Origin of the sequence: Massilia sp., from assembly GCF_031995545.1 — a bacterium.
GTDB lineage: Bacteria > Pseudomonadota > Gammaproteobacteria > Burkholderiales > Burkholderiaceae_D > Telluria.
The window spans coordinates 87,323-111,830 of sequence record NZ_DAMAGA010000005.1; the positions used below are offsets into that span (position 1 = coordinate 87,323).

The window sequence follows — 24,508 nt, forward strand, 5'->3', positions numbered from 1 at the left end:
GCGCATAGATGAGCACTGTTGAAGTGAAAGTCCCGAATATCGGCGACTTCAAGGAAGTCGAAGTGATCGAGCTGATGGTCAAGGCCGGCGACACGATCAAGGTCGACCAGTCCCTGATCACCGTGGAATCGGACAAGGCGAGCATGGAGATCCCGTCGACCCACGCCGGCACCATCAAGGAAGTGAAGGTCAAGGTCGGCGACAAGATCGGCGAAGGTTCGCTGTTGTTGCTGGTGGAAGAGGGTGCCGCTGCTGCTGCTCCTGCTGCTGCTCCTGCAGCTGCCCCTGCCGCCCCAGCGCCATCGGGCGCCAGCGACAAGCCTGCCGCGCAGATCGGCGCGCAAGCCGTGGCGCCGACCGCCGCCGCCGGCCCGACCGACTCGTACGCTCCTGCGCACCCGGCGCCGGCCGCACCGAAAGATGCGACCCCGGCCCCGAACGCGTCGAGCTACAGCGGCCAGGTCGACATCGAATGCGAGATGATGGTGCTGGGCGCCGGCCCTGGCGGCTACTCGGCCGCCTTCCGCGCAGCGGACCTGGGCATGAACACGGTCCTGATCGAGAAGTACGCGACCCTGGGCGGCGTGTGCCTGAACGTGGGCTGCATTCCATCCAAGGCGCTGCTGCACGTGGCGCACATCATGGATGAAACCGCGCACATGGCCGATCTGGGCGTGTCGTTTGCCAAGCCGCAGGTCGACATCGACAAGCTGCGCGCGCACAAGGACGGCGTGATCAAGAAGATGACCGGCGGCCTGGCCTTCATGGCCAAGGCGCGCAAGGTCAATGTGGTGCAGGGCGTGGGCCAGTTCCTCAGCCCGAACCACATCGAAGTCACCGGTCCTGACGGCGCGAAAAAAGTCGTCGGCTTCAAGAAGGCGATCATCGCCGCCGGTTCGTCGGTGGTGAAGCTGCCATTCGTGCCGGAAGATCCGCGCATCGTCGATTCCACCGGCGCGCTGGAACTGCGCCAGGTACCGAAGCGCATGCTGGTCATCGGCGGCGGCATCATCGGCCTCGAAATGGCGACGGTGTACTCGACGCTGGGTTCGCGCATCGACGTGGTCGAGATGATGGATGGCCTGATGCAGGGCGCCGACCGCGAGGCCGTCAAGGTCTGGCAGAAGTTCAACGCGCACCGCTTCGACAACATCATGCTGAAAACCAAGACCGTCGGCGTGGAAGCGCTTGCGGAAGGGATCAAGGTCACGTTCGAGTCGGCCGAGGCAGGCGTGGCCGCACCGGAACCGCAGGTGTACGACCTGGTGCTGGTGGCCGTCGGCCGCAGCCCGAACGGCAAGAAGATCGCTGCCGACAAGGCCGGCGTGGCGGTGACCGACCGCGGCTTCATCGGCGTCGACAGCCAGATGCGCACCAACGTGCCGCACATTTTCGCCATCGGCGACCTGGTGGGCCAGCCGATGCTGGCGCACAAGGCGGTGCATGAGGCGCACGTCGCGGCAGAAGCAGCCCTGGACAAGAAGACGCACTTCGACGCCAAGGTGATTCCGTCGGTGGCGTACACCGATCCTGAAGTGGCATGGGTCGGCGTGACCGAAGAAGAAGCCAAGCAGAAGGGCATCAAGGTCGAGAAGGGCCACTTCCCGTGGAACGCCAGCGGCCGCGCAGTCGCCAACGGCCGCGACGAAGGCTTCACCAAGCTGCTGTTCGACGCAGAAACGCACCGCATCATCGGCGGCACCATCGTCGGCACCAATGCCGGCGACATGATCGGCGAGATCGCGCTAGCGATCGAGATGGGCGCGGATGGCGTGGACATCGGCAAGACGATTCACCCGCACCCGACGCTGGGTGAGTCGATCGGTATGGCTGCCGAAGCGTATGAAGGCGTCTGCACCGACTTGCCGCCACCGCGCAAGCGTTAAGCCTGTAGCAGTAGCTCCGTCATCCCCGTCTGCACGGGGATGACGTTTTTGGGGCGCAGGCAAAAGGAAACGCAGCGCGTATTCCACTTGCCACCACCCACCGATGGTCTATCATAAAACCACCAGCGGCACCCGCCGCAGCGGAGGTTTCGATGGACGACCACACCCACGAATACGTCGGCACAGTCTACGTATTGCCCCAGTCCCGCGCGTTCGAACTCAGCACCACCATCCACGGCGTCCCCGCGACCGTGACCGGCACCATCGCCCAGCACCTGGCCGAACAGCTCATCGACCACACGCCCGACTGGCTCGATCCGCGCCAGCTCGCCTTGCGTCCGCGCCGGGTCGAAGTGCTCACGCGCGAAACCCATGAACGTCACCGCGCCCCGCGCAAGCAGCACTTCCTGATGCGCGTGCACGAAGTGGAAGAGCAGGCGCGCCCCGTGCCGATGTCGACCACGTAAACCGGCAAGGCAAAAAAAATGCCGCCCGGTTCACACCGGACGGCAGCTTGCTGGTTGATGCGCGGTCAGCCGAAGCTGACGAAGCGCTCCGGAATATCGATGGCGCCGGATTTGGCGGCGGCGGCGTAGGCGCGCATTTCGGTGACGACTGCTTCAAGCTGTTCGTTACTCGGATTCTCGATGAATCCCTTCATGCGCTCCTGCAGCGACGCTTGCTGGTCACGCCATTCATATCGGGACGACTTGCTCATTTCATTTCTCCTCGCGGTACACCGCTGTTATTGGTATTCACGACACCCTTGTGTGAAGGAGTACAGGTTGGCACAGTCGAGCATCGGCGGTCCGTGCGATGACGCACAGACCCGGCATGCTATGGATGCTTGAGCACGCTTCGATAGAACAATTCGAGACGCGCCGCAAGCTGGCGCTGTGCTTCGTCATTACAGGGTTCGGTATCCGGGAACAAAAAGCGGCCGATAGGGTCGCCATTGATGCAGCCGATCAGGTGCGTCGGCAGCAGCTCCAGCGGCACGTCGTCGCGCAACTCGGCGCGGATGTCGGGGCGAGCGAAATAGCGTGCCAGCATCTCTCGGGTCAGGCGCGGACCGCCATCGTAGAACGCTTCCGCCAGCTCCGGATTGGTGGCAGCCTCGGCAATCACGACGCGGTGCATCGCCATCGATTCGGGCGAACGCAGCAGGGCATGAAAACAGCGGGCGAACTCGTCGACCACGACCCGCAGCGGACGGGTGTCGGTTTCCATGACGCGCCCGTCGAGCACGCGTTCGCGGCGCGACGCCAGCACCGCTCGCAAAAGGCCGGCTTTGCCGCCGAACTTGACGTAGATCGTGCGCACCGCCACGCGCGCCTGGCGTGCGATCGCTTCCAGGCTCACCTTGGTGTAGCCGTTTTTCAGGAACAGCATGCCGGCCGCCTCGATCAATTCCTGGGTGCGGGCTTCGACTTCAGACGCCTTGGGACGCCCGGCGGACTTGGTGCATGGGTGGGATGTGCTCATGCCGCCGACTGTAGTGGAATTCAAAATGAAATGCAACCGTTTCATTTCTTGACTTTGCTTCCCGCTTGGCAAATAATGCGATGAATTCGTTTCATTTAACTCTCAAATTTCACTCCGGAGCAATCCATGGCAGAGATGCACAGCACGGCAGGACAGACGCCCGCCGCACCCGCGACCCAACCGGCAGGCGCCCCCGGCAACACGCCGCCAAAGGCTCCGCCCAACAAGCGCGTGCTGGCCATCGTCGGCCTGATCGCGCTGGTGGCGATCGGCGCCGGCGGGCGCATGTGGTATCGCAGCCACCATTACGTCGAAACCGAAAACGCCTACGTCACCGGCCGCGTGCACCAGGTGTCGTCGCGCGTCGCCGGCGTGGTGACCAAGGTGCTGGTCGAGGACAACCAGATGGTCAAGGCCGGCGACGTGATCGCCGAGCTGGACCCGGCCGACCACCGCGTGCGCATCGAGCAGATCGAAGCGCAGATCCTGAGCGTGCAGCAGCAGGTCGGCCAGGCCGATGCCCAGCTGGCGCAGGTGCGTGCCCAGGCCGCCGCCGCCGGCGCCCAGGTCAAGCAGGCCGAGGCCCAGCTGGTGCGTGCGCGCCAGGATGCCGAGCGCTTCGGCCAGCTGTACAACGAGACCATGAAGGCGGTCTCGAAGTCGGAAGTCGATGCATCGAGCGCCGCGCGTGCCAGCGCCGTCGCCGACGTCGCCGCACGGCGCGACAACGCCACTGCAGCGCAGGCCCAGATCGGCGCCGCCGAAGCGGGCCGCGACGTGCTCAAGGCGCAGGTGAAGGTGCTGCAGGCGCAGCTCAAGGACGCCCGGCAGCAGCTCGGCTACAACCGCATCGTGGCGCCGACCGACGGCCGCGTCGGCCGCCGCAGCGTCGAGGTCGGCGCGCGCGTGCAGCCGGGCCAGGCCCTGCTGGCGGTGGTCGAAGACAATGTGTGGGTGGTCGCCAACTTCAAGGAAACCCAGCTCGCCGGCCTGCAGCCGGGACAGGCGGTGAGCCTGGAAGTCGATGCGCTGCCTGACCATCACCTGGTCGGCCGCGTGGACAGCTTCGCACCGGCCTCGGGCAACCAGTTCGCGCTGCTGCCGGCCGATAACGCGACCGGCAACTTCACCAAGATCGTGCAGCGCGTGCCGGTCAAGATCACGCTCGACCCGCAGGACGTGAAGAAGTACGCCGGCCGCCTGGTGCCGGGCATGTCGGTGGTGGCCGAGATCGAACTGAATCAGAAGGCCGAAGGCAGGACCGCGTCGACCCAGACCGCAGCCGCACGCTAAGAGCCGATCATGACCAGCTTGAGCAAACCCGCTGCTGTCGGTAGAGATGCCGATTTGCGCTCGGTGACCGGCGCGCCGGCGAATGGCGCCAAAGTCGACGCGCGCACCTGGATCGCGGTCGCCGCCGGCATGCTGGGCGCCTTCATGGCGGTGCTCGACATCCAGATCACCAATTCCTCGCTGCGCGACATCCTCGGTACGCTGTCGGCCACGCAGGAAGAAGGCTCGTGGATCTCGACCGCCTACCTGTGCGCCGAGATCGTCGTCATTCCGCTGACCGCGCTGTTCACGCGCGCCTTCGGGGTGCGCAACTACATGATCGGCACCACCTCGCTGTTCCTGCTGTTCTCGACCCTGTGCGGCGCGGCCTGGAGCCTGGAGAGCATGATCGTGTTCCGCATGCTGCAGGGCTTTACCGGCGGCGCGCTGATCCCGATGGCGATGACGCTGGTGATCACACGCCTGCCGGCCTCCAAGCGCGCCACGGGTCTCGCCATCTTCGGCCTGACCGCGACGCTGGCGCCGGCCATGGGCCCGACCCTGGGCGGCTATCTGTCCGAGTTGTATGGCTGGCCGTCGATCTTTTATATCAACTGGGTGCCGGGCGTGCTGCTGATCGCCGGCATGTGGTGGGGTCTGGCGCCGGAGACGGCCGACCTCAAAACGCTGGTGAAGGCCGACTGGCTCGGCATCGCCATGATGGCGATGGGCCTGGCGTGCCTGACCATCTTCCTGGAAGAAGGCAATTCGAAGGACTGGTTCGAGTCGAGCTTCATCGTCACCTTCGCCGCGCTGTCGCTGATCGGTTTGCTGGGCTGGATCACGCTCAGTTTCATGCGGCCCGACCCGTTCGTCGACCTGCGCCTCTACGGCCAGCGCAACTTCCTGGTCGCGACCGCGCTGTCGGCGGTGATCGGCATGGGCCTGTACGGTTCCTCGTACCTGCTGCCGCTGTACCTGGGCCAGATCGCGGGTTACTCGCCGATGCAGATCGGCGAAGTGATCGCCTGGATGGGATTGCCGCAGCTGATCGTGATGCCGTTCGCGGCGGCGCTGTCGTCGAAAGTCGACAATCGCATCCTGTGCAGCTTCGGGCTGTTCATGTTCGGCATCTCGTGCGTGATGAACGCCTACATGGACGCCACCACCGGCTACGACCAGCTGCTGTGGACCCAGGTGATCCGCGCCATCGGCCAGCCGTTCGTGATGCTGACCCTGTCGAACTTCGCGATGTCAGGTTTGAATCCGCGCCAGATGCCGTCGGCCTCGAGCCTGTTCAACATGACGCGCAACCTGGGCGGCTCGATCGGCATCGCACTGCTGGCGACCTCGCTCACCAACCGCGAGCACTTCCACTCGGCGCGCCTGGGCGAAGCAGTGTCGAACTATGCGCCGGCGACCCAGGAACGGCTGGACGGCCTGACCCAGAACTTCATCGCCAGCGGCATGGACCCGGCGACGGCGGCCAACCAGGCGCTGGCCGTGGTCGACCGCCTGGTGCGGCGCGAATCGTATGTGATGGCCTACAACGACGGCTTCTGGATCATCGGCATGATCCTGATCGCCTGCATCGCCGCGATCTGGATGGCCGACAAGGTCAAGTCGCCCGGCGGCGCCGGCGGCGGTGGTCACTAAGCGGTCACTGATATCGAATTTGGAAAAGAAAATCACTATGTTCAAACCTTTCGCATCGACCCTGATCGCGGTCGCCATCAGTACCCTGACCGCCGGCTGCACCACGCTCGGCCCGGATTTCCAGGCGCCTGCTGCGCCGGTGGATACGGCGTTCCGCCACGTTGCCATTAGCGGCAACGACAGCGCGCGCCTGCCGGCCGCCTGGTGGAGCGTGTTTGGCGACGCCACCCTCGACAGCCTCGAGACACGCGCGCTGCGCGACAATCCGAACGTCCAGGCCGCGGCCCAGCGCCTGCTGCAGGCGCAGGCGCAACTGGGCGTCGTGCGTGCCGGCCAGCTGCCGTCGGTGTCGGTCGGCGCCGGCGTGTCGAACGCGCGCACCTCCGCCGAAACCTCGCAGGGCCTGGCCCTGGGCGGGCGCTCGATCGAAGGCAACAACTACAGCGTGGCGGCTTCGCTGTCGTATGAACTCGACCTGTGGGGCCGCGTGCGCCGTGTGGTGGAAGCGAGTGACGCGCAAGCACTGGCAGCCCAGTTCGACCGCGACGGCGTGCTCTTGATGCTGTCCGGCCAGGTGGCTTCGTCGTACTGGCAGCTGCGCGGGCTGGACGCCGAGCTGGCGATCCTGACGGACGCGCTGGCCACGCGCAGCGAATCGCAGCAGCTGGTGGAAGCGCGCTTCAATGCCGGCCTGTCGAACGAGCTGGATGTCTCGCGTGCGCGCATCGAACGCGCCAACGCCGAAGCCGACCTGCATGAGGTGCAGCGCCAGCGCAACCTGGTCGAGCATGCGCTGGCAACCCTGGTCGGCGCCTCGCCGAGCGCGCCGCTGCTGGCCGCCACCGCAGGCACGCAGCAGGGTAGCAAGGATGCGGCGGCATCACTGCCGCTGCCGCCCGCGATTCCGGTCGGCCTGCCGGCCAGCCTGGTGGGCCGGCGGCCCGACCTGGCCGCCAGCGTGGCCCAGCTGAAGGCGGCCAATGCGCAGATCGGCGTGGCCGAAGGCGCCTTCTATCCGTCGCTTACCCTGACCGGCAACTTCGGCTATGCCTCGGAAAGCCTGAGCAACCTGGCCGGCGGCAGTGCGCGCCAGTTCTCGGCCGGTCCGCTGGCGTTGTCGCTGCCGGTCTTCGACGGTGGCCGCAACCGCGCCAACCTGGACCTGGCCAAGGCGCGCTACGACGAGGCGCGCGCCAACCACGAGACGCGCCTGCTGACCGCCCTGCGCGAAGTGGAGGATGCGCTGTCCGACCTGCAGCAGCGCCAGAAGCAGGGCGATGTGCAGGCCCAGTCGCAGGAAGCGGCGGCGCGCGCGCTGCTGGTGGCGCAGGCACGCTACGAGCGTGGCGTGTCAACCTATCTGGATGTGACCGACGCCCAGCGCAGCACCCTGAGCGCGGACCGCGCGGCGGCGCAGATCCGTACCCAGCGCCTGCTGGCGGCGGTGGCGGTGGCGCGGGCATTGGGCGGCGGCTGGGAGCAGGGGCCGGCACTGGCGACCGTGCGGTGATTGCGCGCTGATGTATCGGACAGATCGCTGATATTCACGAGCAGTTGTCCGACAGAAACATTAATCGATAGCTGATATAGTTGTTGTTACTAAAAGGAAACATATATTTCCTTAATATAAACAACTATCGCTGACTATCATCATGCAATCCAAGCAACTCTCCATCGGCGCCCGGCTGGCTATCGGCTACAGCGCCGTTTTTTTTCTGATGATCGCGCTCACTGCGCTGGCCGCCAACCGCGTCGGCCACATCGAAAACGTTCTCAACCAGATGAACGACATCAACAACGTCAAGCAGCGCTACGCGATCAACTTCCGCGGCAGCGTGCACGACCGCGCGATCGCGCTGCGCGACGTGGTGCTGGCGGCCGATCCGGCTGCGGCAGCGGTGCCGGTAGCGCTGATCGCCACCCTGGACCAGAACTATGCCCGCTCGGCGGCCCCGCTCGATACCCTGTTCAATGGCCGCACCGACATCCTGCCTGAAGAAAAGGAAGCGCTGAGCGCCATCAAGGCCCAGGAAGCGCTGACCAAGCCGCTGATCGACCAGGTGGTCGAACTGCAGCGCAGCGGACAGGGTGCGCAGGCGGCGGCCGTGCTGGCGCAGCAGGCGGCGCCGGCTTTTGTCGGCTGGCTGGCCAGCATCAACCGCCTGATCGACCTGGAAGAGCAGCTGAACAAGGACGCCGCTGCCGACGCCCGTGCGGTGGCTACCGGCTTCTTCGGCTGGATGGCGCTGCTGTGCGCCGGCGCCATCGTCATCGGTTCGCTCGGCGCCTGGCTGATCAGCCGCGGCCTGCTGCGCCAGCTGGGTGGCCAGCCCGACTACGCCGCCTCGATCGTGGCCGCAATCGCCGCGGGCGACCTGGGCGTGAACATCGCCACCCGTCCCGACGACCGCTCCAGCCTGCTGTACGCGATGCAGGGCATGCGCGACAGCCTGGTGCGCATCGTGGCACAGGTGCGCAGCGGTACCGAAGCGCTCGCCAGCGTCTCGACCGAGATCGCCAGCGGCAACCGCGATTTGTCCGGCCGCACCGTGCGCCAGGCCGAGACGCTGGAAGCGACCGCCGCGTCGGTCGAGCAATTGACCGGCACCGTGCGCCAGAACGCCGACAACGCCCGCCAGGCGAATGCCCTGGCCGAGTCGGCCTCTGCGGTGGCGCTGCGTGGCGGCGACGTGGTGGCGCAGGTGGTGCAGACCATGGCCTCGATCAATGCGTCGTCGAAGAAGGTGGTCGACATCATCGGTGTGATCGACGGCATTGCGTTCCAGACCAATATCCTGGCGTTGAATGCGGCGGTGGAAGCGGCGCGCGCCGGCGAGCAGGGACGCGGCTTCGCCGTGGTCGCCAGCGAAGTGCGGAACCTGGCGCAGCGCTCGAGCGCGGCCGCGAAAGAAGTCCGGGAACTGATCGGCAGTTCGGTCGAGAGTGTCGACGCCGGCGCGCGCCTGGTCGACCAGGCCGGCGCCACGATGGAAGAGATCGTCACCAGCGTGCGCCGTGTGACCGATATCATGGCCGAGATCACCCATGCCAGCACCGAGCAGAGCGCCGGCATCGAGCAGGTCAACGGCGCCATCGGTCAGATGGACGAAGCCACGCGCCAGAATGCGGCGATGGTGCAGCAGGCCAGCGCGGCGGCCTCGGCGCTGGAAGAAGAGGCCGAGCGACTGGCGACCCTGGTCAGCGTGTTCCGCCTGGAGCAGGGCGCCGTTTCTGGCGTGCCGCACGGGGGCGCGGCACGGCCGGCGCTGGCACTGGCCTGAGCGGCCTGGGTTGAAGGTGTGAAGGTGGCGGATGTACTGTTCTGCCACCTTTACTCATTTGATTACACGCAAATATTTTCCCGAAGATGGTGCCGTTACCGGAGATAGAATTTCCAGTAGGAATTTCGCTCGACCCGGAGACGCACCATGCTCAAGTCCCTCGCTTTGGCGGCACTCACCATTGCCGCCGCCAGCCTCCCGCTGCACGCCGCCGAACTGACCCCGCAGGAAACCCGCTGGCTGCGCGCCGCCGCTCCGGTGCTCAATTTTGCCAGGCAGATCGCGCTGCCGGTCGATGTCGTGGTCCAGCCCCAAGCCAATCCCGGCGCCGTGCCGCTGGCAATGGGCTTTGCCAGGGGCCGCTGCAAGCTGGTGCTGTCGATGCGCGGCAATCCCGATGCCGAAAAGGTGCTGGCCGGCGTGCCCGATTCCGGGCAGGCGCTCCTGATCGAAGCCATGGCGGCGCACGAACTGGCGCATTGCTGGCGCTATGCCCAGGGCGAGTGGCATGCGCTGCCGGCCGGCTTCGTCGAGGTGAACCGCGAAACGGCGCGCGATCCCGGCCTGCTGGCGGCGTCGAAAGCGATGCGTGAAACCCGGCGCGAGGAAGGCTTTGCCGACCTGGCCGCGCTGGCCTGGATCCAGCGCACCAATCGCGCGGACTATGCGCGGGTGCACGCCTGGCTGAGCAGCGTGCGGGCAGCGGTGGCGATTCCCAACAGCGGCCACGACACGCGAGTCTGGGTAAGACTGGCCGAAGACGGGGCGCGCTTCGATGCGGACGCGACGCCGTTCGAGGCGGCGCAGGCATTATGGCGCGAGGGCTTGATGCAGTAAGTGCATAAGGATATGTGAAAGCTATTGCGGGGCGCGGTTTAATTGAAATTTTGACAAGTGTGCGCTGTCGTACAGATGTGTTCCCTCCTAAGGCGTGTAATGACACCCGTCACGTCAACTATCGAAAGGGAACCAACATGAAATCGTTCATCGCTACTCTCGTTGCCACCGCCGCTCTCGCCGCTGTCGGTATCGCTCCTGCTTCCGCCCAGACCAACAAAGAAGCGCACAAGACCGCCATGGACAAGGCCAAGGCCGACTACAAGGTTGCCAAGGACAAGTGCGACGCCATGAGCGGCAGCGCCGAAGACATCTGCGAAGACCAGGCCAAGCTGGCCCGTGCCAAGGCTGAATACGATGCCACCGTCAAGTTCGACAATACCGGCAACAATGTGTACAAGGCACGTAACGACGTGATCGACGCCGAGTACGAACTGGCCGACGAGAAGTGCGACGAGCTGAAGGGCGACGCCGAAGACCGCTGCGAAATGCAGGCCAAGTCGGCCCGCGACGCGGCACGCGACGCCAACAAGGCCAAGCGTTCGTAATCGATACGGCTGAGCGCCTGGCAACAGGCGCCGGCCGGCGCTTCGTCCGGCCATGTGCCCGGCGAATGCATCCTCCGGGGCTGCCATTGGCGGCCCTTGTCGTTTGCTGCTGCAGGGCGTGCGGCGGGCCGGGCTGTAGGAGCCAGGCGCGTCCGGCGGACAGTGTTCGGTGTCGCACGGAAGCTGACACAGGGCAGGGCTTTAATGGGGTCATCACAACGACCACATGCACGGGATCCATCATGAAAACATTGATCGCTACCCTGATCGCAAGCGCCGGCCTGGCTGTCATTCCTGCTCAGGCGCAGACGCAAGCACAGAACGCCCAGGCCCAGGCCAAAGAAACCAGCGGCGGCCTGGTCACGCGCATCGACACCACCGACCCGGCCAAGGCCGATGCGGTGGCCAAATGCGAACAGATGACCGGCAATGCCCGCAGCGCCTGCCTGGTCGATCACAAAGGCAATGTCACCACCGCCGGCGCGGCTGCTGCGGCGAGCGGCGCGGCGATCGCGGAAAATACCCGCAACGCCGCCGCCAACGCCGCCGAGGGCACGCGCGAAGCGGCGCGCACCGCCGCCGACAAGACGCGTGAACTGGCGGCCAGCGTGGCCGAGAAGACCGGCATGGCCGGCGCCGGCGAGCGTACCCGCGAAGCGCTCGCTACCGTGAAGGAAAAAACCGCCGCCGCGGTCGACCGCACCAAAGAGGTGGCGTCGAACGCCACGCGCAAGGCCGGCGATGCGGCCGACCGCGCCGGCGAACGCACCGCGCGCGCGGCGTCCGACAGCGCCATCACCACCAAGGTCAAGGCCGGCCTGGTGGCCGAGCCGGACCTGAGCGGCATGGAGATCGCCGTTGACACCGAGCAGGGCGTGGTGATGCTGAGCGGCTTCGTCGAATCGAAGACCGAGGCCGACCGCGCGGTGCAGCTGGCCAAGAGTGTCGAAGGCGTGACCAGCGTGAAGAGCGCGATCAAGGTCAAATAAGCCACGCCCGCGCCGTGTCCGGTCATGGTCCGGATGCGGGCGCCGTGCGCAGTTACTCACTGTGGATACGCCGCCACAGTCGGCGCGACCGGCAGCCGTCGCCGGACCATCGCCCGCGGAGTAGCGCCACCCCGGCGCTATAATTACGCGCGTGAACAAACTCGAAGCCTTCGGATACATCGCGGCACAAGCCGTACGCGGTGAAATCACCTTTCCCACCAGCGTCAATGCCGTGCTGCGCCTGCAGCTCGCGCTCGACGATCCCGATTGCCATATCGACGAGGCAATCCGCCTCGTGCTGTCCGAGCCGCAGCTGGCGGCGCGCACGGTCGCCATGGCGAATACCGCGACCTTCGGCGGCAGCGGCGGCGCGCCGGTGACCAATGTGCGCAGCGCCGTCGGCCGCATCGGCTACCGCCGCCTGCAGGCATTGGTGGCCAGCCTGGTGGTGCGCCAGTTCGGCAACCGCATCGTCGACCCCGGCCTGCGCAGCAAGGCGGAACAGTTGTGGGAACACACCACCCATGTGGCGGCGATCGCCCATTCGCTGGCGCGCCGCATCACCGGCATCGATCCCGATACGGCGCTGTTCGCCGGCATCGTGCACGAGGTCGGCGCCTTTTACCTGCTGGCGCGCGCCGATGAATTCCCGGGTTTGCTGGACGACGACCCCGAGAACTGGGGCGCGCTGTGCGAGGACGTGGTCAGCGTCGAAGTCATGAAGAAGCTCTCGATTCCACCGCTGGTGGCCGAAGCCATCGGCGGCATGCGCGGCGGCTGGCTCAATATGCCGCCGGCAACCCTGCTCGATACGCTGCTGTTGGCGAACCAGTATGCACCGGTGCCTTCCCCGCTCGACGGCAAGCGCACGGCATTGCCGCCGCATGGCGAGAGTGCGGTCGACTTCGTGTTCGATGAACAGACGCTCAACGAGATCCTGGCCGAATCGGCCGAGACCGCTCGCGCGATGGGCGACGCGGCGCTGGTCTAGAAGGAAAAGCCAAATGAAATCGCCATGCGCTGAACGGAGCGCACGGCGAATGGTGTTACTCTTGCGAATTATAAATTTCTTTATGGAATCGAAATGAGCAAGCTTGGCATTTTCCTGATGACGGCACTTGCAACGACTGGCGCGCAAGCGGGCGTGATCGATATCGGTTCCATGATGGGCGGCGCCAATATCTACACGGCAGGCGACTTCAAGGCGCACTCGAGCGACGTCGAAGGTTCGATCGTCGCCGGCGGCAACGTCACGATCCAGAATTACGCCGTCAACCTCAATAACAAGAAAGCCTACGGCGACTATGCGGTGGTGGCGGGTGGCGACATTCGCCTCACCAGCGGCGCCATCAATAACGGCAAAACCTATGCCGGCGGCACGACGTCGCTGCAGCAGGCGGCGCGGGTAGAGAGCGGATCGGCCCAGCCGGTCGACTTCACCACGGCCAGCCAGCAATTCAAGGATCTGGCCAACGGCTTGTCAAACCTGGCGTCGACCGGCACGGTCGAGTCGCTGTGGAGCGGCGCCAAGGTGACCGGCAGCGGCAATGGCGGCGTCGACATCTTCAATGTATCTGCCGACATGTTCCGCAACTCCAGCCACTGGATGCTGGATGAGCTGATTGCCGGCCAGACCCTGATCTTCAACGTCAGCGGCAGCCTCGGTACCTTCAACGATGGCGGCATCAGCTTCGAGCCGCTGTCAGGCTACAACGTGCTGTTCAACTTTTTCGAGGCGACCGAGGTGAACGTGCGCGGCGTGATCGGGACCGTGCTGGCGCCGAACGCCAGCGTGAATGCGGACTGGGGCGTCATCAACGGGAATGTGATCGTCGACCAATGGAATTCGACCATCCAGGTCAATTCGAACCACTACTTCAAGCCGGTCGACATTCCAGGCTTCGGCCTCGAGCAGGGCGATCCGGCCGAGGTGCCGGAGCCGGGCACGCTGGCGCTGCTGGCGGCCGGCGCCTGCGCGGTGATCGGTCTGCGCCGCCGGCGCGCCTGATTCTCTTCAAACCTCAGGCCAGGGCGCGCATCTGCACGCGGTGCCGCGCCAGCATCGCCAGCGCCAGGATCACGCCGAGCGCCGCCACCGCCGCCGCCACCCACTGCGGCGCGACGAAGGAATAGCCGAGCGTCAGTGGAATACCACCCAGGAAGGCGCCCATCGCATTGCCGATGTTGAAGCCTGACTGGCCGAGCGACGAGCCCAGCATCTCGGCTTCGCGCGACTGTTCCATCAGCATCATCTGGATCGGCGGACCGAGCGCCAGCGCATTGGCGCCGGTGGCAAAGGCCAGCACCACCATCGCCGCCTGCGACTGTGCGAACAGGCCGTTACACAGCAGCAGCAGCGTCATCGACACCAGCAGGATCAGCACCGCCGGCAGCGGGTGGAAGCGGTCGGCCAGGCGCCCGCCGAGCTGGACGCCAACCGTCATCCCGACGCCGACCACGGTCATGATCAGTGGGATGGTGGTCGACTCGAAGCGCGTGACATCGGTCAGCAGCGGTGCGATATAGCTGAACCAGGCGAAGAAGCCGCCGGTGCCGATCGAGACAATGGCGAGCGCCAGCCATAGGTCGGCCTTGCGGAAGATGCGCAGGTCTTGCAGGATGCCGGTGCGCTGGCGCGGTTCGATGAACGGCACCCATTTGTGCAGGCTCACCATGGTCAGCAGGCCAATCGCCGCCACGATCAGGAACACCAGGCGCCAATCGATCGTATGGCCGATCCAGGTGCCGAGCGGGACGCCGACCACGTTGGCCAACGTCAGGCCGGTGAACATCGAAGCCACCGCCGCCGCCACCTTGCCCTTGTCGGCCAGGCGAGTGGCAACGATCGCGCCGACGCCGAAGAAGGCGCCGTGCGGCAGACCGGCCAGGAAGCGCGACGCCATCATGATCTCGAAATTCGGCGCGAATGCGGACATCGCATTAAATACCGCAAACATCAGCATGAACCACACCAGCACGCTGCGCGGCGGACGGCCGGCCACCAGGCTGACCAGGGTCGGCGCGCCGACCACCACGCCCAGCGCGTAGGCGGTGATCAGGTAGCCGGCTTGCGGGATGGTGATGTGCAGGCCGCCGGCGATATCGGGCAGGATGCCCATCATGACGAATTCGGTCATGCCGATGCCGAAGCCGCCAAGGGCGAGAGGTGCGAGGCTTTTCTTGATCACTTGGATTTTATTTTAGAAGGGAAAGAGCCGGCCGACATGCAAGGCGGCCAGGACCGGGCACTATACCGGCTGGCGCCGCTTGCGTCCGCTTTCGTGTGGTGATGACGGGTATAGGAGGGCGCTATGGCCGTCGTTACGCGTCGCCGGCGTCGGTGTCCGGATCCGGTTTCGGCCAGCCGATGCGGCCGTGTCCGGCTTCATCGAGACGGGCGCGCAGGGTTGCGGCCTGCTCGGCCGGCAGGCTGAAGACGAACAGGACATCGTCGCCATGGCGGACTTCGTCGAGGGTGGCGCCGCTGGCGTCGAGTTCGCGCCGCAGCATGCCTTCCATGGCGTAAGGCACGGTGCAGCGCAATTGCTGCAGTTTGACGATCGCCACCTTGTCCGCCGTCAGCAGGGCTTGCGCCACGCTGTCGGTGTAGGCGCGTACCAGCCCGCCAGCGCCGAGCTTGACGCCGCCGAAGTAGCGCACCACGGTGGCCAGCACGCCTTCCAGATCCTGGTGGCGCAGCACGTCGAGCATCGGGCGGCCCGCGGTGCCGCTCGGTTCGCCATCGTCGACTGCCGCCGACTGGCCGCCGGCCAGCAGTGCCCAGCACACATGGGCCGCGCCCGGATGCTCGGCACGCAGCGCCGCCACGATCTTCTGCGCCCCGGCGCGGTCCGGCATCGGCTGCACGCAGGCGATGAAGCGGCTTTTCTTGATGATCAGTTCGTGGTGGACGGCGCTGGCGATCGTCTGGGGCATGGGCGCTTGAAGGGAAGTGGCAAGGAAAAGCGGAAACGGAAATAACAACGCCAACCCGAAGGTTGGCGTTGTTGTTGAATCTTTGGTAGGCCGTGCGGGATTCGAACCTGCGACCAACGGATTAAAAGTCCGCTGCTCTACCAGCTGAGCTAACGACCCGAAGAAGACAAGATTATAGCGGGAGTTCCGCGATTGTCCAAGTGCTTCCGATTACTTTTTCTTTTCGTCTACGTCGGCGTGATAGTCCTCGCCGTGTTCTTCGGCATGTTGTTCGCCTTCTTCGCCGACGTCTTCGCCTTCGATGACCTTGTCTTCGGCCTGCACGTCGTGCATCGCGTGCGGCTCGAGTTCCTCCGCGCTGACGTTGAGTCGGACGAACAGCCCCCACGTTGCCAGCAGAGCGGCGGCAGCGACACCGATCGACGCAGCGTGCGGCAGGTATTCAGGGCTACCGTGGACGTACTGGAAGACGCCGATCAGGCATTCGACCGACAACGAAACGACGATGACGATCAGGAAGCGGGACAGGAAGCGGCGCACGCGCGTCGGCGAACTGATGTTGGCTTCGCGCTGGATTTCTTCTTCCAGCACCGTCTGGCCGAGGCCCAGGGCGGCGACGGCGATGGTCAGCATGCCGATGCATTCGAGGATGAGGTCGAAGCGGTCGCGGGCGGCGGTGCCGGCGGAGATGTTCAGGGCGGACCAGATTTCGACGCCTGCAAGGACGATCAGGCCGATGCCGCAAGCGAAGAACAGGGTGACGATGAAGATGTAGCCGAGTTCGAAGAGTTTTGTGATGGCTTTCATGGTGCGCAGTGTTTTTAAAGTAACAACACTGTAGCACTGAATGACGGGAAAGCTGTGTTCGCGATTGCACACAGTTTAAGCAGGCCCTCAGAAGATAATTGTGGACTGACGGATGTGTCGTCCTGTGAACTAAATCGCCTCAGCGTTCATCTAGACCGGCGCGTGTGAGTCGAATCGCTATCCTTGCACTAGATCGTAATATTCCACTACGTCTTCAACTAGCCGTTGCAGGCATGCTACCTGTCAGCTTGCACCCGCACTTCGTCGCGGATCCATCGACCGCAACCGGTACTCCATTGACTGTAAGGGTGTTGTGAGCAGTAATTATTTTGTTTATACCATGCGGTTTGCCGCCAGGGTAAAACTGCGGGCAGGCTACCTTGTCACCTAGGCGGGCGATGGCTCGCCCTCGGATATGGTGGTCGGGCGAGCCACTGATAACCGTGCCGCCGTGATCAGTTTTATCGCCCACTGTGATTATTATCAATGACATTTAATCCTCCTACAAGAATAGTAAGGATGTGAGCTCGTTGAGCTTCCTATTTTTGGGTCCAATCATTGAACGACCTCACTGAGGTTCCATGAAGATGTCAGCCTGATAAGCACGTGGCTCATATACTACGTCAATTTTCCCCCACTTGAGGCGCCATATGCTTTTTCTATTTTCTATATGGTCAGGGGGAGCCCCGAGCTCTTTTTCCACGAACTTCAAAAGCACCCGGTACTCATCCATCATAGCTTTATCACTTACGTCACTCCAACTTTTTACAGGGCTGTCTAGCCAGCTTAATCGTATCCAATCGATCTTTCTCTTCTTCAGGCTGATGAAAACACCAAATCGCATCTCGCCGGCCTTGTCTTCAACGTAGTAGTACGCACCGACAGCATCTCGTTGTCTTTTTATTATGCATTCTTTTGCAAGGGAATCTAATTCATTTTCGGAGGCGGAGAGAATATTCTTTTCGCCAAGCTTGATTTTTCCTTCAGCGAAATTAATCATGGGTCTATTAAATTTGCAGGACCAGATTGCGTGTTGCTATTCGCTCCATGGATGCGAATAGCAATGATGACGACCGCGTATCAGATTTTTGAACGAAGAACGCTTAGAGCCGCTTGGATCTTGTCTATTACCTCTGGTCTTAATCCTCCTTGATTATTCCCGATGCGCTGCCAACAGTAAAGAAAGTGCCTCAATGCTTCTGTAGTCCAGGTATCAGACGGTGTGGCGCTTGCAGATACCTGATTGAACTCGTCTGTAGTGTCAGATAGGGGAACAAAAGTTAATGCAAATTTTGAGAATGTAGACCAGTTGAAATTTCCTTGTGGTATATCGCCTTTGCGTAGATCGCGAGTCGCAATAATTGTCATGGTACTTTCTTGTTCGATAATTTCGCTTAGGAGGGCAAGTATCAACCACTGCATTTCATCGAGCAGTTTTTATTTGCATCTGCGGGTGCTATCAGTTTTTTTGAATTTGGATTGTCTCCTTGATAAAAATTGGCATTCGTTTTTTGTCGCCAAGACGAAAAATTTCAGTCTTTCTGCCAACGTCATCATTGCGCCAGGATAAAAAATTCTTCTTAACGCACATGGCTGATAGCGCATATCTGCGTGTCTGGTTTAAGACGCCACGACGTTACCTATTTTTTGGGTATCATGTAGATGGTTGAAACGCGTTTCTACAAGATCCGACAGCAGACGATACTCATTCTTTAATGCTTTCTCACTAATGTCATCTCATGTTCTCATAGAGCTTATTAGTCGTCTCAATCGCAACCACTCGATATTTTTTGCAATCTAATGAAGATGTGGCCTTGCCGACGGATCATAAAAATGGCTGCATCAAAAGAACATGGTTCGTAGTTTACATCAACTTGTCCCCACTTGAAGTACCACGTACGCTGCCTATCTTTTTTTCTGTCAGGCGGACCTCCGACCATCTTTTCCACAAAAAGCGATAGAAGACGATATTCATCTTTTAGCGCCTTTTTACTTACATTATTCCACGTCTTAGTGGGGCGGTCTAGCCAGCGCAATAATAGCCATTCAATTTTTTCTCGTGCAACCTGATGAAAGCTCCAAACCTCCTATCCATAACGGCTTCAACATAGTAGTAAATCCTACTGCCATTACCTTCCCGTTTCTCAATTAATCCTTCTTCGGCGAAAGAATTTAAGTCTAGATAATTAGATGTGGAAAAGATATTTCATGCGCCGAGATTAATTTTTCCATCAACGAAATTTATCACGGGTTAGTTAACTTTTTGATTGATCTAATTCCCATGTTCTCAAGATCTTTGCGGCAATATTTTGTTCTGAATGCAATTCTGAATAAATGGTGGGGCTTAGATTTGCTCGAGGTGCTGATCCATGTTTTGCACGTCAGGTGTTTAACTGGATTGATTTGGGCTGTGCTCGAATATAATATCCAGACTTAGATCTCCTTGCTTAGGATCATAAGAAAATACAACTTGCCCCCAGTTAAAGGGATCTAGGAAAGCAGCGCTTGGATGATCGCTCATGAATTTCACATTTAAAGACTTTTCGCATGCTTTTAATACTTTTGATTCAAGAATGCTAGACTCGAAAAACTCGATTAGATCAAACAAAAATGCTACCGCATACAGTCTTCCTTCTCCGATTTCAATCACGACATCGCATGACTGCCCGCAAAAGATGGCCTTTCTTGATGAGCGATATTGAGTTCGCCCCTCATCCGTTTGAGTCGGTGTCGAACAAAGTTTTGCGATGGATTTTGCGAGAATTCCTTTCTCGTTGACTGCAATAATCTCTGAGTCAAAAAAAACCGAACCATGTGTCAAATCTAACTTGATGGTGTTCATTATTAATTCCTAAAGGTTATAATGCGTCCTGTATCTGTAAGGTTCGGCTTGTCCCTATTTTCTATGAAGTATTGCGTGGCACCGCCAGCTCCAAGGTGTGGGTTGTTTTTTGCAGTGCTAATGGCCATGCAAATATCTTTCGTAAGAGTATAGCCGTGAACTTTTGTCCGCATAGGTCGGGCATCTCGATGTTTCCAATTTTCCTTGTGAGCGACTTGCACTGAGTCATTGTATTCCCTTGCGCTGCGAGCACCTAATACGACGCTCGATTTCACCAAATAGTTTCCTGGAGCGTCTCCGTGTGGATAAAGTGTATAGAATACGGTGTTCTTTTTCACAACAACGTTGGTATAACTATCGACGCCAGTATACGGAGTTTTGCCTTGCCACGATCGCGCGACGGCTGCGGGATTACGGCCTTGGCATGGATCGCAATTAGTGCATCTGTTTTTGGTAGCGTTCTTCTTTTCAGGTTTCAAGCCTAGGGGATCAATCCATTGCACAGGGTTCGGTGCGTATGAATAAGTGTTGAAACCACCAAGCAATCCAATCGGATCCTTGCACATAAATCGTCCGCTGAATGGATCGTAATAGCGGTGTCGGTTGTAATGCAATCCCGTCTCATCGTCAAAATACTGCCCCTGGAACCGAATTGGATTTCGAGTTCTAGCGTAGTACCCTCCCTGCTTCGCTTGCCCCCATGCCTTGTATTGCGCCGACCATGCTACCTTGGCTTCATGATCGGTTAATTCTTGCGGAGTTCCTAGATGATCGCATTGGTAGAAAGTAATCTGATCCTTATCGAACGGTTCGGCTTTCTGCTCGGATTCTTCGTTCCATAGCGGATCGAGCGCAAGGTCATACTTGCCAGCGTTCGCAGTTATCAGCCCCTTGACATCGGTAGTAGGCACTAGGCGAAGCGCGGAGCTTCGGTCAGCTTGCACTAAGGGCACGAAGCTGTCGCGCTCATACACATAGTGAACCGTACGTTCGTCCGGCACATGACCTTTCTGCATGCTGCTTTCCAGCGCCAGCGTGTCGCCATCCCAGCCGTACATGGTCCGCGTTATCTTCCGGAGTGCGGTGCCTTCCACCGAGTGGTTGTGCTTGGCAATGCGCCGCCCAAGCGGATCGTAGGCGAAGGTGGTGACACCATGCCAGCTCGTGGCGCGGGTCAGCCGGTTGAATACATCCCATTCATATTCGGACCGTGTGCCGTCCTGGGTACGCTGCACAACGTTGCCGCGTTCGTCGTAGCGGTAGCTAATGCCGGCATACCCTTTAACCAGGTTGTCCAGCAGTTTCGGCAGCGGAACGCGATGGGCAATCGGCTCCTGCTGCGCGGTGTCGGCGGCCTGGATGTTGCCAGCCGGATCGAAAGCGAAGGTTTCACGACCCAATGCACTGTTTGCCACCAGCAGCCTACCGACTGAATCGTATCGGTATTCAACGCGGCCGCGCCGACTGTCTTCGATGCTAGTTAGTTGCCCGGCTGGGTCGTAACGGTAGTGCCGTAGAAGCGTAGCTTGGATGCCAACCTGGCCACCGGGAGGGTACTGGTTGGGGTAGAAAGACCAGTCCTTCCGACCGGCTTGCGCAATGGGACCGAGCTGCTGTTCCACCAAGCGGCCTGTCAAGTCGTATCTCATCGTTTGCTGCAGGCCGTTGGCCTGGGTACGGCTGGTTTCCTGGTACAGCGCGTTCCGCTCGAACGAGACAAGCTCTTGCCCGTCGAGCAGCAGGCCATGGACATGGCCGGAGCCGTAGGTCAGCCATTCGATGCGGTGACCATCGGGGCGGGTCGTGCCAATGCGTTGGTTGAGTTCGTCATAGCGGTGATGCCAGATCGCGGTGCGCTTGTCGGGATGGAATGGCCCTTGGTAGTGCTGGTGCTCACGCACAAGATTGCCGACGTCGTCATAGAACCACTGCAGTCTGGCGTGTTCGTTCTGCGCTTCGGCTAGCTGACCGTTAGCGTTGTAGGCGAATGTTTCGATTTGTTCCGGCTGGCCAGGGGCTGCGGCGCGGCGTTGCATGAGCCTGCCCATGGGGTCGAAGTCGAGCCGCGTAGTCACTCTGGCTTCGATGATTTCCGCCAGGACGCCGCTATCTTCGTCGTAATGGTATTCAGTAGTCTTGCCGTCGAAGCCATGTTCTTGTAGTAAGCGGCCGACCGGGTCGTACTGAAAGCGATAGACGCTGCCGTTTTCGTTTTCCAGTGCGGACAAGCGGCCGAGCGCATCCCATTGGTAGTGAAGGTTGTATCCCAGCGCATTGGTGCGCTTCGCTATCAGTCCTGTGGTGGTGTATCGGTAGGCGGTGGTGCGTTGCAGTGCATCGGTGTGCGCAAGCAGCCGGCCTTCAGCATCATGACTTAGTTGCTCCTGGGTGCCGTCGGGATGGACTACAGCCTCGAGCTGGCCGGGGTGATTGCCATAGTCGGTGCCTGCGCTGTGCGCTTGTGCCAGCGTTTCGCTGTTTACCGGCGTGTAACGGTAGCGCGTGACGTTGCCAGCGGCGTCGATGCTCTTGGTCAGGCGTTTGCGGTCATCGTATTCCCATTGGCTGCTGTGGCCCGAACAGTCGGTGTAGCTGCCGAGCTGGCCGTCCGGCGTATAGGCGAGCTTCGTGACGCCGCCCTTGGCATCGGTGACTTCGACAGGCTGGCCAGTCTTGTCGTAGGCATATTGAGTTTTGTTGCCTAGCGGGTCTGTCTCCTCGACCAAGTGCCCTTGTGCGTTGTATTCGCGTTTCCAGATGCCGCCTTCGCCGTCGCGGATGCCGGTGAGGCGGTGCTTGTCGTCATACTCGAAATGGACCTCGCTACCGTCGGCGCGGGTATGCGTGAGCAGGTTGCCATGTGCATCGTAACGGTGATGCTCGCTGCTGCCGTCGGCATGGATGTGACGGACGACGTTCTTGGCGTCGTCGCGGAACAGCCATTCCTCGCCCCCGTCCGGATACACGACGCGGTAGGTATAGCCGGCGATGTCGTAGTAGTAGCGGGTCTCGTGACCAAGCGCATCGGTGACGTAAGTCAGGCGGATGTTCTTGTCCCACTCAAGCCGGGTGGCGCCGCTGCCATCGTCGGCCCACTCGCGGATCGCTTTGGCGTGAAGCCCGCTGTCGACGCTGGTGTCGTAGGCGAGGTTCATGCCGCGACCGGTGCGGTCGGTGTAGCGGGTGACGAGGTGGCGATCATACTGATACTGCCAGGTGGCGGCGTTTTCTTCCTGGGCTCGGATCAGGTCGCCATGGTCGTCGTAGTCATAGCCAGCCAGCTGGCGCACCAGCTTGCCGTCCCTGATTTCCCAGAGTGCACGAATACGGCCGCTGTCAGTATCGATCTGGGTGCCGGCATGGGCGACGACGGTCTCGCCCTGCTTGCTGATGATGTCGCTGAGTACTTCTTCGCCGGTGTACGGGCCATTGGCTACGACATGGTCGTAGCGTAGGCCAATGGCTGCGCCTTCGCCAGCATGGAGCGCGACTAGCCGGAAATGCTCTTTGCCAAAGTCGGTTGCTTTAGCGCGCACGGTGTCGACCAGCTCGTAAGTTTCGCGCCAAGGACTAGGTTTGCCCTCGGGCAACGGCTTGCCGAAGTCGAGCGTGAGCAGGGTGGCGCTAATGCGGGTGAGCATGATTTGCTCGACCGGATCGTAGTGTCGCTGGCCAATGCCCAGCCACGGATAGCGGTGGCTACGGCCGTCTGCGGCGTGATAGAGCAGGGCAGTGGGCTTGCCTTGCCCGACGACATCGACGCGGGTGCTGTACGGGGTGAGCCAGCGTGCGCCGAGATTGCCCTGGTCATAGGCGATCAGCTGGCTGCGGTAGGTGCGGCTCCATTCAATGGAAAGCGGCGCGTCCAGTACGAAGTCGGTGTGGGTGAAGGTTTCGGCGCCCGGTGGCAAAGCTGATCGAGTGCGCGGTGCCACCTTTTGCGGGGCACAGCTTGCAGGCGTTGGCGTCGCCCTTGGCCGGGCTTTGCTGGCCGGTGGTGCCCAGCCCGTTGCCGGCGTTGTTCTTCTTGTGGTCCGCGCCCTTGCTTGATGGGACCATCGCCGGATACCGCTTCTTGTGCTTGATGACCGCGTCGCGTAGCCGCTTCAATATCCAGCGGATGCTCATCTCCTCCTGTTCGTTGGCCAGGGCGGCAAGCTTGCCGCGAAACGCCGGCTTGAAGTTGGTCAAGTGGCCGATGATGCTCGTCACGCCATCCTCTGCGCTCTTTGGCAGCTGGCTGGCGGCTGCGGCAACAGCGTAGTTGGCGGCCTTCTTGTACTGCTGGCCAATGGCGCCGAGCATGCGGCGCCAGCTACTTTTCACCTCGGGATCATGCAGCTTGTTTTCGACTTCCGCCGGTGAGGCAACATCGAACAGCGGTTCCTTGCCAATGCAGCGGTTGAGGATCTTGATCAGATCGTCCGCAATGCCATCGGCAGTATTGGCGCAATCGTCCAGAATCCCTGCGAGCTTGTCCATCGCGCCATCGATAAACTTGTCTATCTCGCCGGCCAGCGTGGCGTTGAGGTGCATGACCAGCACTTCGACCAGCGCGCTGCCGAGATCCTTGACACCCGGTGCAAGTTTTTGCCGGACCAGATGCAGTGCCGGACGCAGGCTCATGCGCGCCGCGTTGCCCGCTCCCGGCGCTATACCGATCAGGTTGATGCCCAGACTGACCCATTGCAGGAATTCAGTTCCCTTCTTGTTGGCGTTTTGGACTATCCCCACCAGGTCCATGATGGCGTCGATCAGCGCCATGATGTTGCCGATCACGGGCAGGCTGCCAGCCACGGTGCTCAGGCGCTCCAGCGTAACGTAGTCATAGCTGATCTTGCGTAGCCATTTGTCGAAGGCCGCTGCGCCAGCGCTAACGTCGCGTTGGTCAATGGTGTCGAGCGGGGCAACCGCGACTTCCGGCGCGCGTTCGACAGGCTTGGATGGGGCTTGCGTGGGTTCGGTCATG

General features: G+C 61.5%; 22 protein-coding genes and 1 tRNA gene. 11 read left to right on the top strand and 12 right to left on the bottom strand.

Features of this window, described 5'->3' with window-relative positions; translation table 11 throughout:
* Window positions 1–8 precede the first annotated feature (8 nt).
* Both lpdA and RTQ83_RS05940 read left to right on the top strand, forming a co-directional pair.
* A complete protein-coding gene (gene lpdA / locus RTQ83_RS05935; protein ID WP_312512086.1) occupies window positions 9–1,886 on the top strand; it encodes a dihydrolipoyl dehydrogenase in 1,878 nt (625 codons plus the stop codon).
* Window positions 1,887–2,038: 152 nt separating this feature from the next.
* Window positions 2,039–2,353, top strand: coding sequence for a hypothetical protein (locus tag RTQ83_RS05940; protein WP_312512088.1), 315 nt, complete (start codon window positions 2,039–2,041; stop codon window positions 2,351–2,353).
* A 65-nt stretch (window positions 2,354–2,418) separates the two neighbouring features.
* Here the strand turns inward: RTQ83_RS05940 and RTQ83_RS05945 are convergent, their stop codons facing one another.
* Window positions 2,419–2,604: a hypothetical protein gene (locus RTQ83_RS05945; RefSeq protein WP_290416370.1), complete on the bottom strand. Its 186-nt coding sequence runs from the start codon at window positions 2,602–2,604 to the stop codon at window positions 2,419–2,421.
* A gap of 119 nt (window positions 2,605–2,723) precedes the next feature.
* Window positions 2,724–3,371: a TetR/AcrR family transcriptional regulator gene (locus tag RTQ83_RS05950; RefSeq protein WP_312512098.1), complete on the bottom strand. Its 648-nt coding sequence runs from the start codon at window positions 3,369–3,371 to the stop codon at window positions 2,724–2,726.
* 126 nt (window positions 3,372–3,497) lie between these two features.
* On the opposite strand from RTQ83_RS05950, the gene RTQ83_RS05955 reads away from it, so the two are divergent.
* From RTQ83_RS05955 to RTQ83_RS05995, 9 genes are all read left to right on the top strand, one after another.
* On the top strand, window positions 3,498–4,664 hold the full coding sequence (locus RTQ83_RS05955) for an HlyD family secretion protein (RefSeq protein ID WP_312512100.1): 1,167 nt from the start codon (window positions 3,498–3,500) through the stop codon (window positions 4,662–4,664).
* A 9-nt stretch (window positions 4,665–4,673) separates the two neighbouring features.
* Window positions 4,674–6,299, top strand: a complete 1,626-nt coding sequence (locus tag RTQ83_RS05960) for a DHA2 family efflux MFS transporter permease subunit (protein WP_312512103.1) — start codon at window positions 4,674–4,676, stop codon at window positions 6,297–6,299.
* Window positions 6,300–6,336: 37 nt separating this feature from the next.
* Window positions 6,337–7,809, top strand: a complete 1,473-nt coding sequence (locus RTQ83_RS05965) for an efflux transporter outer membrane subunit (protein WP_312512106.1) — start codon at window positions 6,337–6,339, stop codon at window positions 7,807–7,809.
* 142 nt (window positions 7,810–7,951) lie between these two features.
* Window positions 7,952–9,580, top strand: coding sequence for a methyl-accepting chemotaxis protein (locus RTQ83_RS05970; protein WP_312512108.1), 1,629 nt, complete (start codon window positions 7,952–7,954; stop codon window positions 9,578–9,580).
* A 147-nt stretch (window positions 9,581–9,727) separates the two neighbouring features.
* On the top strand, window positions 9,728–10,417 hold the full coding sequence (locus tag RTQ83_RS05975) for a hypothetical protein (protein WP_312512109.1): 690 nt from the start codon (window positions 9,728–9,730) through the stop codon (window positions 10,415–10,417).
* Between the two features lie 137 nt (window positions 10,418–10,554).
* The gene (locus tag RTQ83_RS05980) at window positions 10,555–10,965 is read left to right on the top strand and encodes a cell envelope biogenesis protein TolA (protein WP_312512112.1); all 411 of its coding nucleotides are present in this window, start codon (window positions 10,555–10,557) and stop codon (window positions 10,963–10,965) included.
* Window positions 10,966–11,207: 242 nt separating this feature from the next.
* Complete coding sequence (locus RTQ83_RS05985; protein WP_312512114.1) at window positions 11,208–11,954, top strand: BON domain-containing protein; 747 nt, start codon at window positions 11,208–11,210, stop codon at window positions 11,952–11,954.
* A gap of 151 nt (window positions 11,955–12,105) precedes the next feature.
* Window positions 12,106–12,945 carry an HDOD domain-containing protein gene (locus RTQ83_RS05990; protein ID WP_312512116.1) on the top strand — a complete coding sequence of 280 codons (840 nt, stop codon included), beginning with the start codon at window positions 12,106–12,108 and terminating at the stop codon, window positions 12,943–12,945.
* 93 nt (window positions 12,946–13,038) lie between these two features.
* Entirely contained in the window at window positions 13,039–13,962 is a 924-nt protein-coding gene (locus RTQ83_RS05995; RefSeq protein WP_312512118.1) for a choice-of-anchor A family protein, read from the top strand.
* A 13-nt stretch (window positions 13,963–13,975) separates the two neighbouring features.
* Here the strand turns inward: RTQ83_RS05995 and RTQ83_RS06000 are convergent, their stop codons facing one another.
* The 10 genes from RTQ83_RS06000 to RTQ83_RS06045 all read right to left on the bottom strand — a co-directional run bounded on the left by RTQ83_RS06000 (window position 13,976) and on the right by RTQ83_RS06045 (window position 24,507).
* Entirely contained in the window at window positions 13,976–15,142 is a 1,167-nt protein-coding gene (locus RTQ83_RS06000) for an MFS transporter (protein WP_312512120.1), read from the bottom strand.
* A 133-nt stretch (window positions 15,143–15,275) separates the two neighbouring features.
* On the bottom strand, window positions 15,276–15,890 hold the full coding sequence (locus RTQ83_RS06005; protein ID WP_312512121.1) for a YigZ family protein: 615 nt from the start codon (window positions 15,888–15,890) through the stop codon (window positions 15,276–15,278).
* Window positions 15,891–15,973: 83 nt separating this feature from the next.
* Window positions 15,974–16,049, bottom strand: a tRNA-Lys gene (locus RTQ83_RS06010).
* A gap of 51 nt (window positions 16,050–16,100) precedes the next feature.
* Window positions 16,101–16,769, bottom strand: a complete 669-nt coding sequence (locus RTQ83_RS06015) for a hypothetical protein (protein ID WP_312512123.1) — start codon at window positions 16,767–16,769, stop codon at window positions 16,101–16,103.
* A 142-nt stretch (window positions 16,770–16,911) separates the two neighbouring features.
* Window positions 16,912–17,190 (bottom strand): PAAR domain-containing protein, encoded by a 279-nt coding sequence (locus RTQ83_RS06020; protein WP_312512125.1) that lies wholly within the window; start codon window positions 17,188–17,190, stop codon window positions 16,912–16,914.
* A gap of 75 nt (window positions 17,191–17,265) precedes the next feature.
* Entirely contained in the window at window positions 17,266–17,697 is a 432-nt protein-coding gene (locus RTQ83_RS06025) for a hypothetical protein (RefSeq protein ID WP_312512127.1), read from the bottom strand.
* An 80-nt stretch (window positions 17,698–17,777) separates the two neighbouring features.
* Entirely contained in the window at window positions 17,778–18,065 is a 288-nt protein-coding gene (locus RTQ83_RS06030) for a hypothetical protein (protein ID WP_312512129.1), read from the bottom strand.
* 1,021 nt (window positions 18,066–19,086) lie between these two features.
* Window positions 19,087–19,539, bottom strand: coding sequence for a hypothetical protein (locus tag RTQ83_RS06035; RefSeq protein ID WP_312512132.1), 453 nt, complete (start codon window positions 19,537–19,539; stop codon window positions 19,087–19,089).
* 2 nt (window positions 19,540–19,541) lie between these two features.
* Window positions 19,542–23,450 carry an RHS repeat-associated core domain-containing protein gene (locus tag RTQ83_RS06040; RefSeq protein WP_312512134.1) on the bottom strand — a complete coding sequence of 1,303 codons (3,909 nt, stop codon included), beginning with the start codon at window positions 23,448–23,450 and terminating at the stop codon, window positions 19,542–19,544.
* On the bottom strand, window positions 23,386–24,507 hold the full coding sequence (locus RTQ83_RS06045; protein WP_312512136.1) for a hypothetical protein: 1,122 nt from the start codon (window positions 24,505–24,507) through the stop codon (window positions 23,386–23,388). The genes RTQ83_RS06040 and RTQ83_RS06045 overlap by 65 nt, the downstream gene beginning before the upstream one ends.
* Window position 24,508: the final 1 nt, after the last annotated feature.

Bases quoted from the DNA above. Each gene is read 5' to 3' on its own strand.
- lpdA (WP_312512086.1), top strand. From the start codon at position 9: ATGAGCACTGTTGAAGTGAAAGTCCCGAATATCGGCGACTTCAAGGAA.
- RTQ83_RS05940 (WP_312512088.1), top strand. From the start codon at position 2,039: ATGGACGACCACACCCACGAATACGTCGGCACAGTCTACGTATTGCCC.
- RTQ83_RS05945 (WP_290416370.1), bottom strand. From the start codon at position 2,604: ATGAGCAAGTCGTCCCGATATGAATGGCGTGACCAGCAAGCGTCGCTG.
- RTQ83_RS05950 (WP_312512098.1), bottom strand. From the start codon at position 3,371: ATGAGCACATCCCACCCATGCACCAAGTCCGCCGGGCGTCCCAAGGCG.
- RTQ83_RS05955 (WP_312512100.1), top strand. From the start codon at position 3,498: ATGGCAGAGATGCACAGCACGGCAGGACAGACGCCCGCCGCACCCGCG.
- RTQ83_RS05960 (WP_312512103.1), top strand. From the start codon at position 4,674: ATGACCAGCTTGAGCAAACCCGCTGCTGTCGGTAGAGATGCCGATTTG.
- RTQ83_RS05965 (WP_312512106.1), top strand. From the start codon at position 6,337: ATGTTCAAACCTTTCGCATCGACCCTGATCGCGGTCGCCATCAGTACC.
- RTQ83_RS05970 (WP_312512108.1), top strand. From the start codon at position 7,952: ATGCAATCCAAGCAACTCTCCATCGGCGCCCGGCTGGCTATCGGCTAC.
- RTQ83_RS05975 (WP_312512109.1), top strand. From the start codon at position 9,728: ATGCTCAAGTCCCTCGCTTTGGCGGCACTCACCATTGCCGCCGCCAGC.
- RTQ83_RS05980 (WP_312512112.1), top strand. From the start codon at position 10,555: ATGAAATCGTTCATCGCTACTCTCGTTGCCACCGCCGCTCTCGCCGCT.
- RTQ83_RS05985 (WP_312512114.1), top strand. From the start codon at position 11,208: ATGAAAACATTGATCGCTACCCTGATCGCAAGCGCCGGCCTGGCTGTC.
- RTQ83_RS05995 (WP_312512118.1), top strand. From the start codon at position 13,039: ATGAGCAAGCTTGGCATTTTCCTGATGACGGCACTTGCAACGACTGGC.
- RTQ83_RS06005 (WP_312512121.1), bottom strand. From the start codon at position 15,890: ATGCCCCAGACGATCGCCAGCGCCGTCCACCACGAACTGATCATCAAG.
- RTQ83_RS06020 (WP_312512125.1), bottom strand. From the start codon at position 17,190: ATGTCATTGATAATAATCACAGTGGGCGATAAAACTGATCACGGCGGC.
- RTQ83_RS06025 (WP_312512127.1), bottom strand. From the start codon at position 17,697: ATGATTAATTTCGCTGAAGGAAAAATCAAGCTTGGCGAAAAGAATATT.
- RTQ83_RS06030 (WP_312512129.1), bottom strand. From the start codon at position 18,065: ATGACAATTATTGCGACTCGCGATCTACGCAAAGGCGATATACCACAA.
- RTQ83_RS06035 (WP_312512132.1), bottom strand. From the start codon at position 19,539: ATGAACACCATCAAGTTAGATTTGACACATGGTTCGGTTTTTTTTGAC.
- RTQ83_RS06045 (WP_312512136.1), bottom strand. From the start codon at position 24,507: ATGACCGAACCCACGCAAGCCCCATCCAAGCCTGTCGAACGCGCGCCG.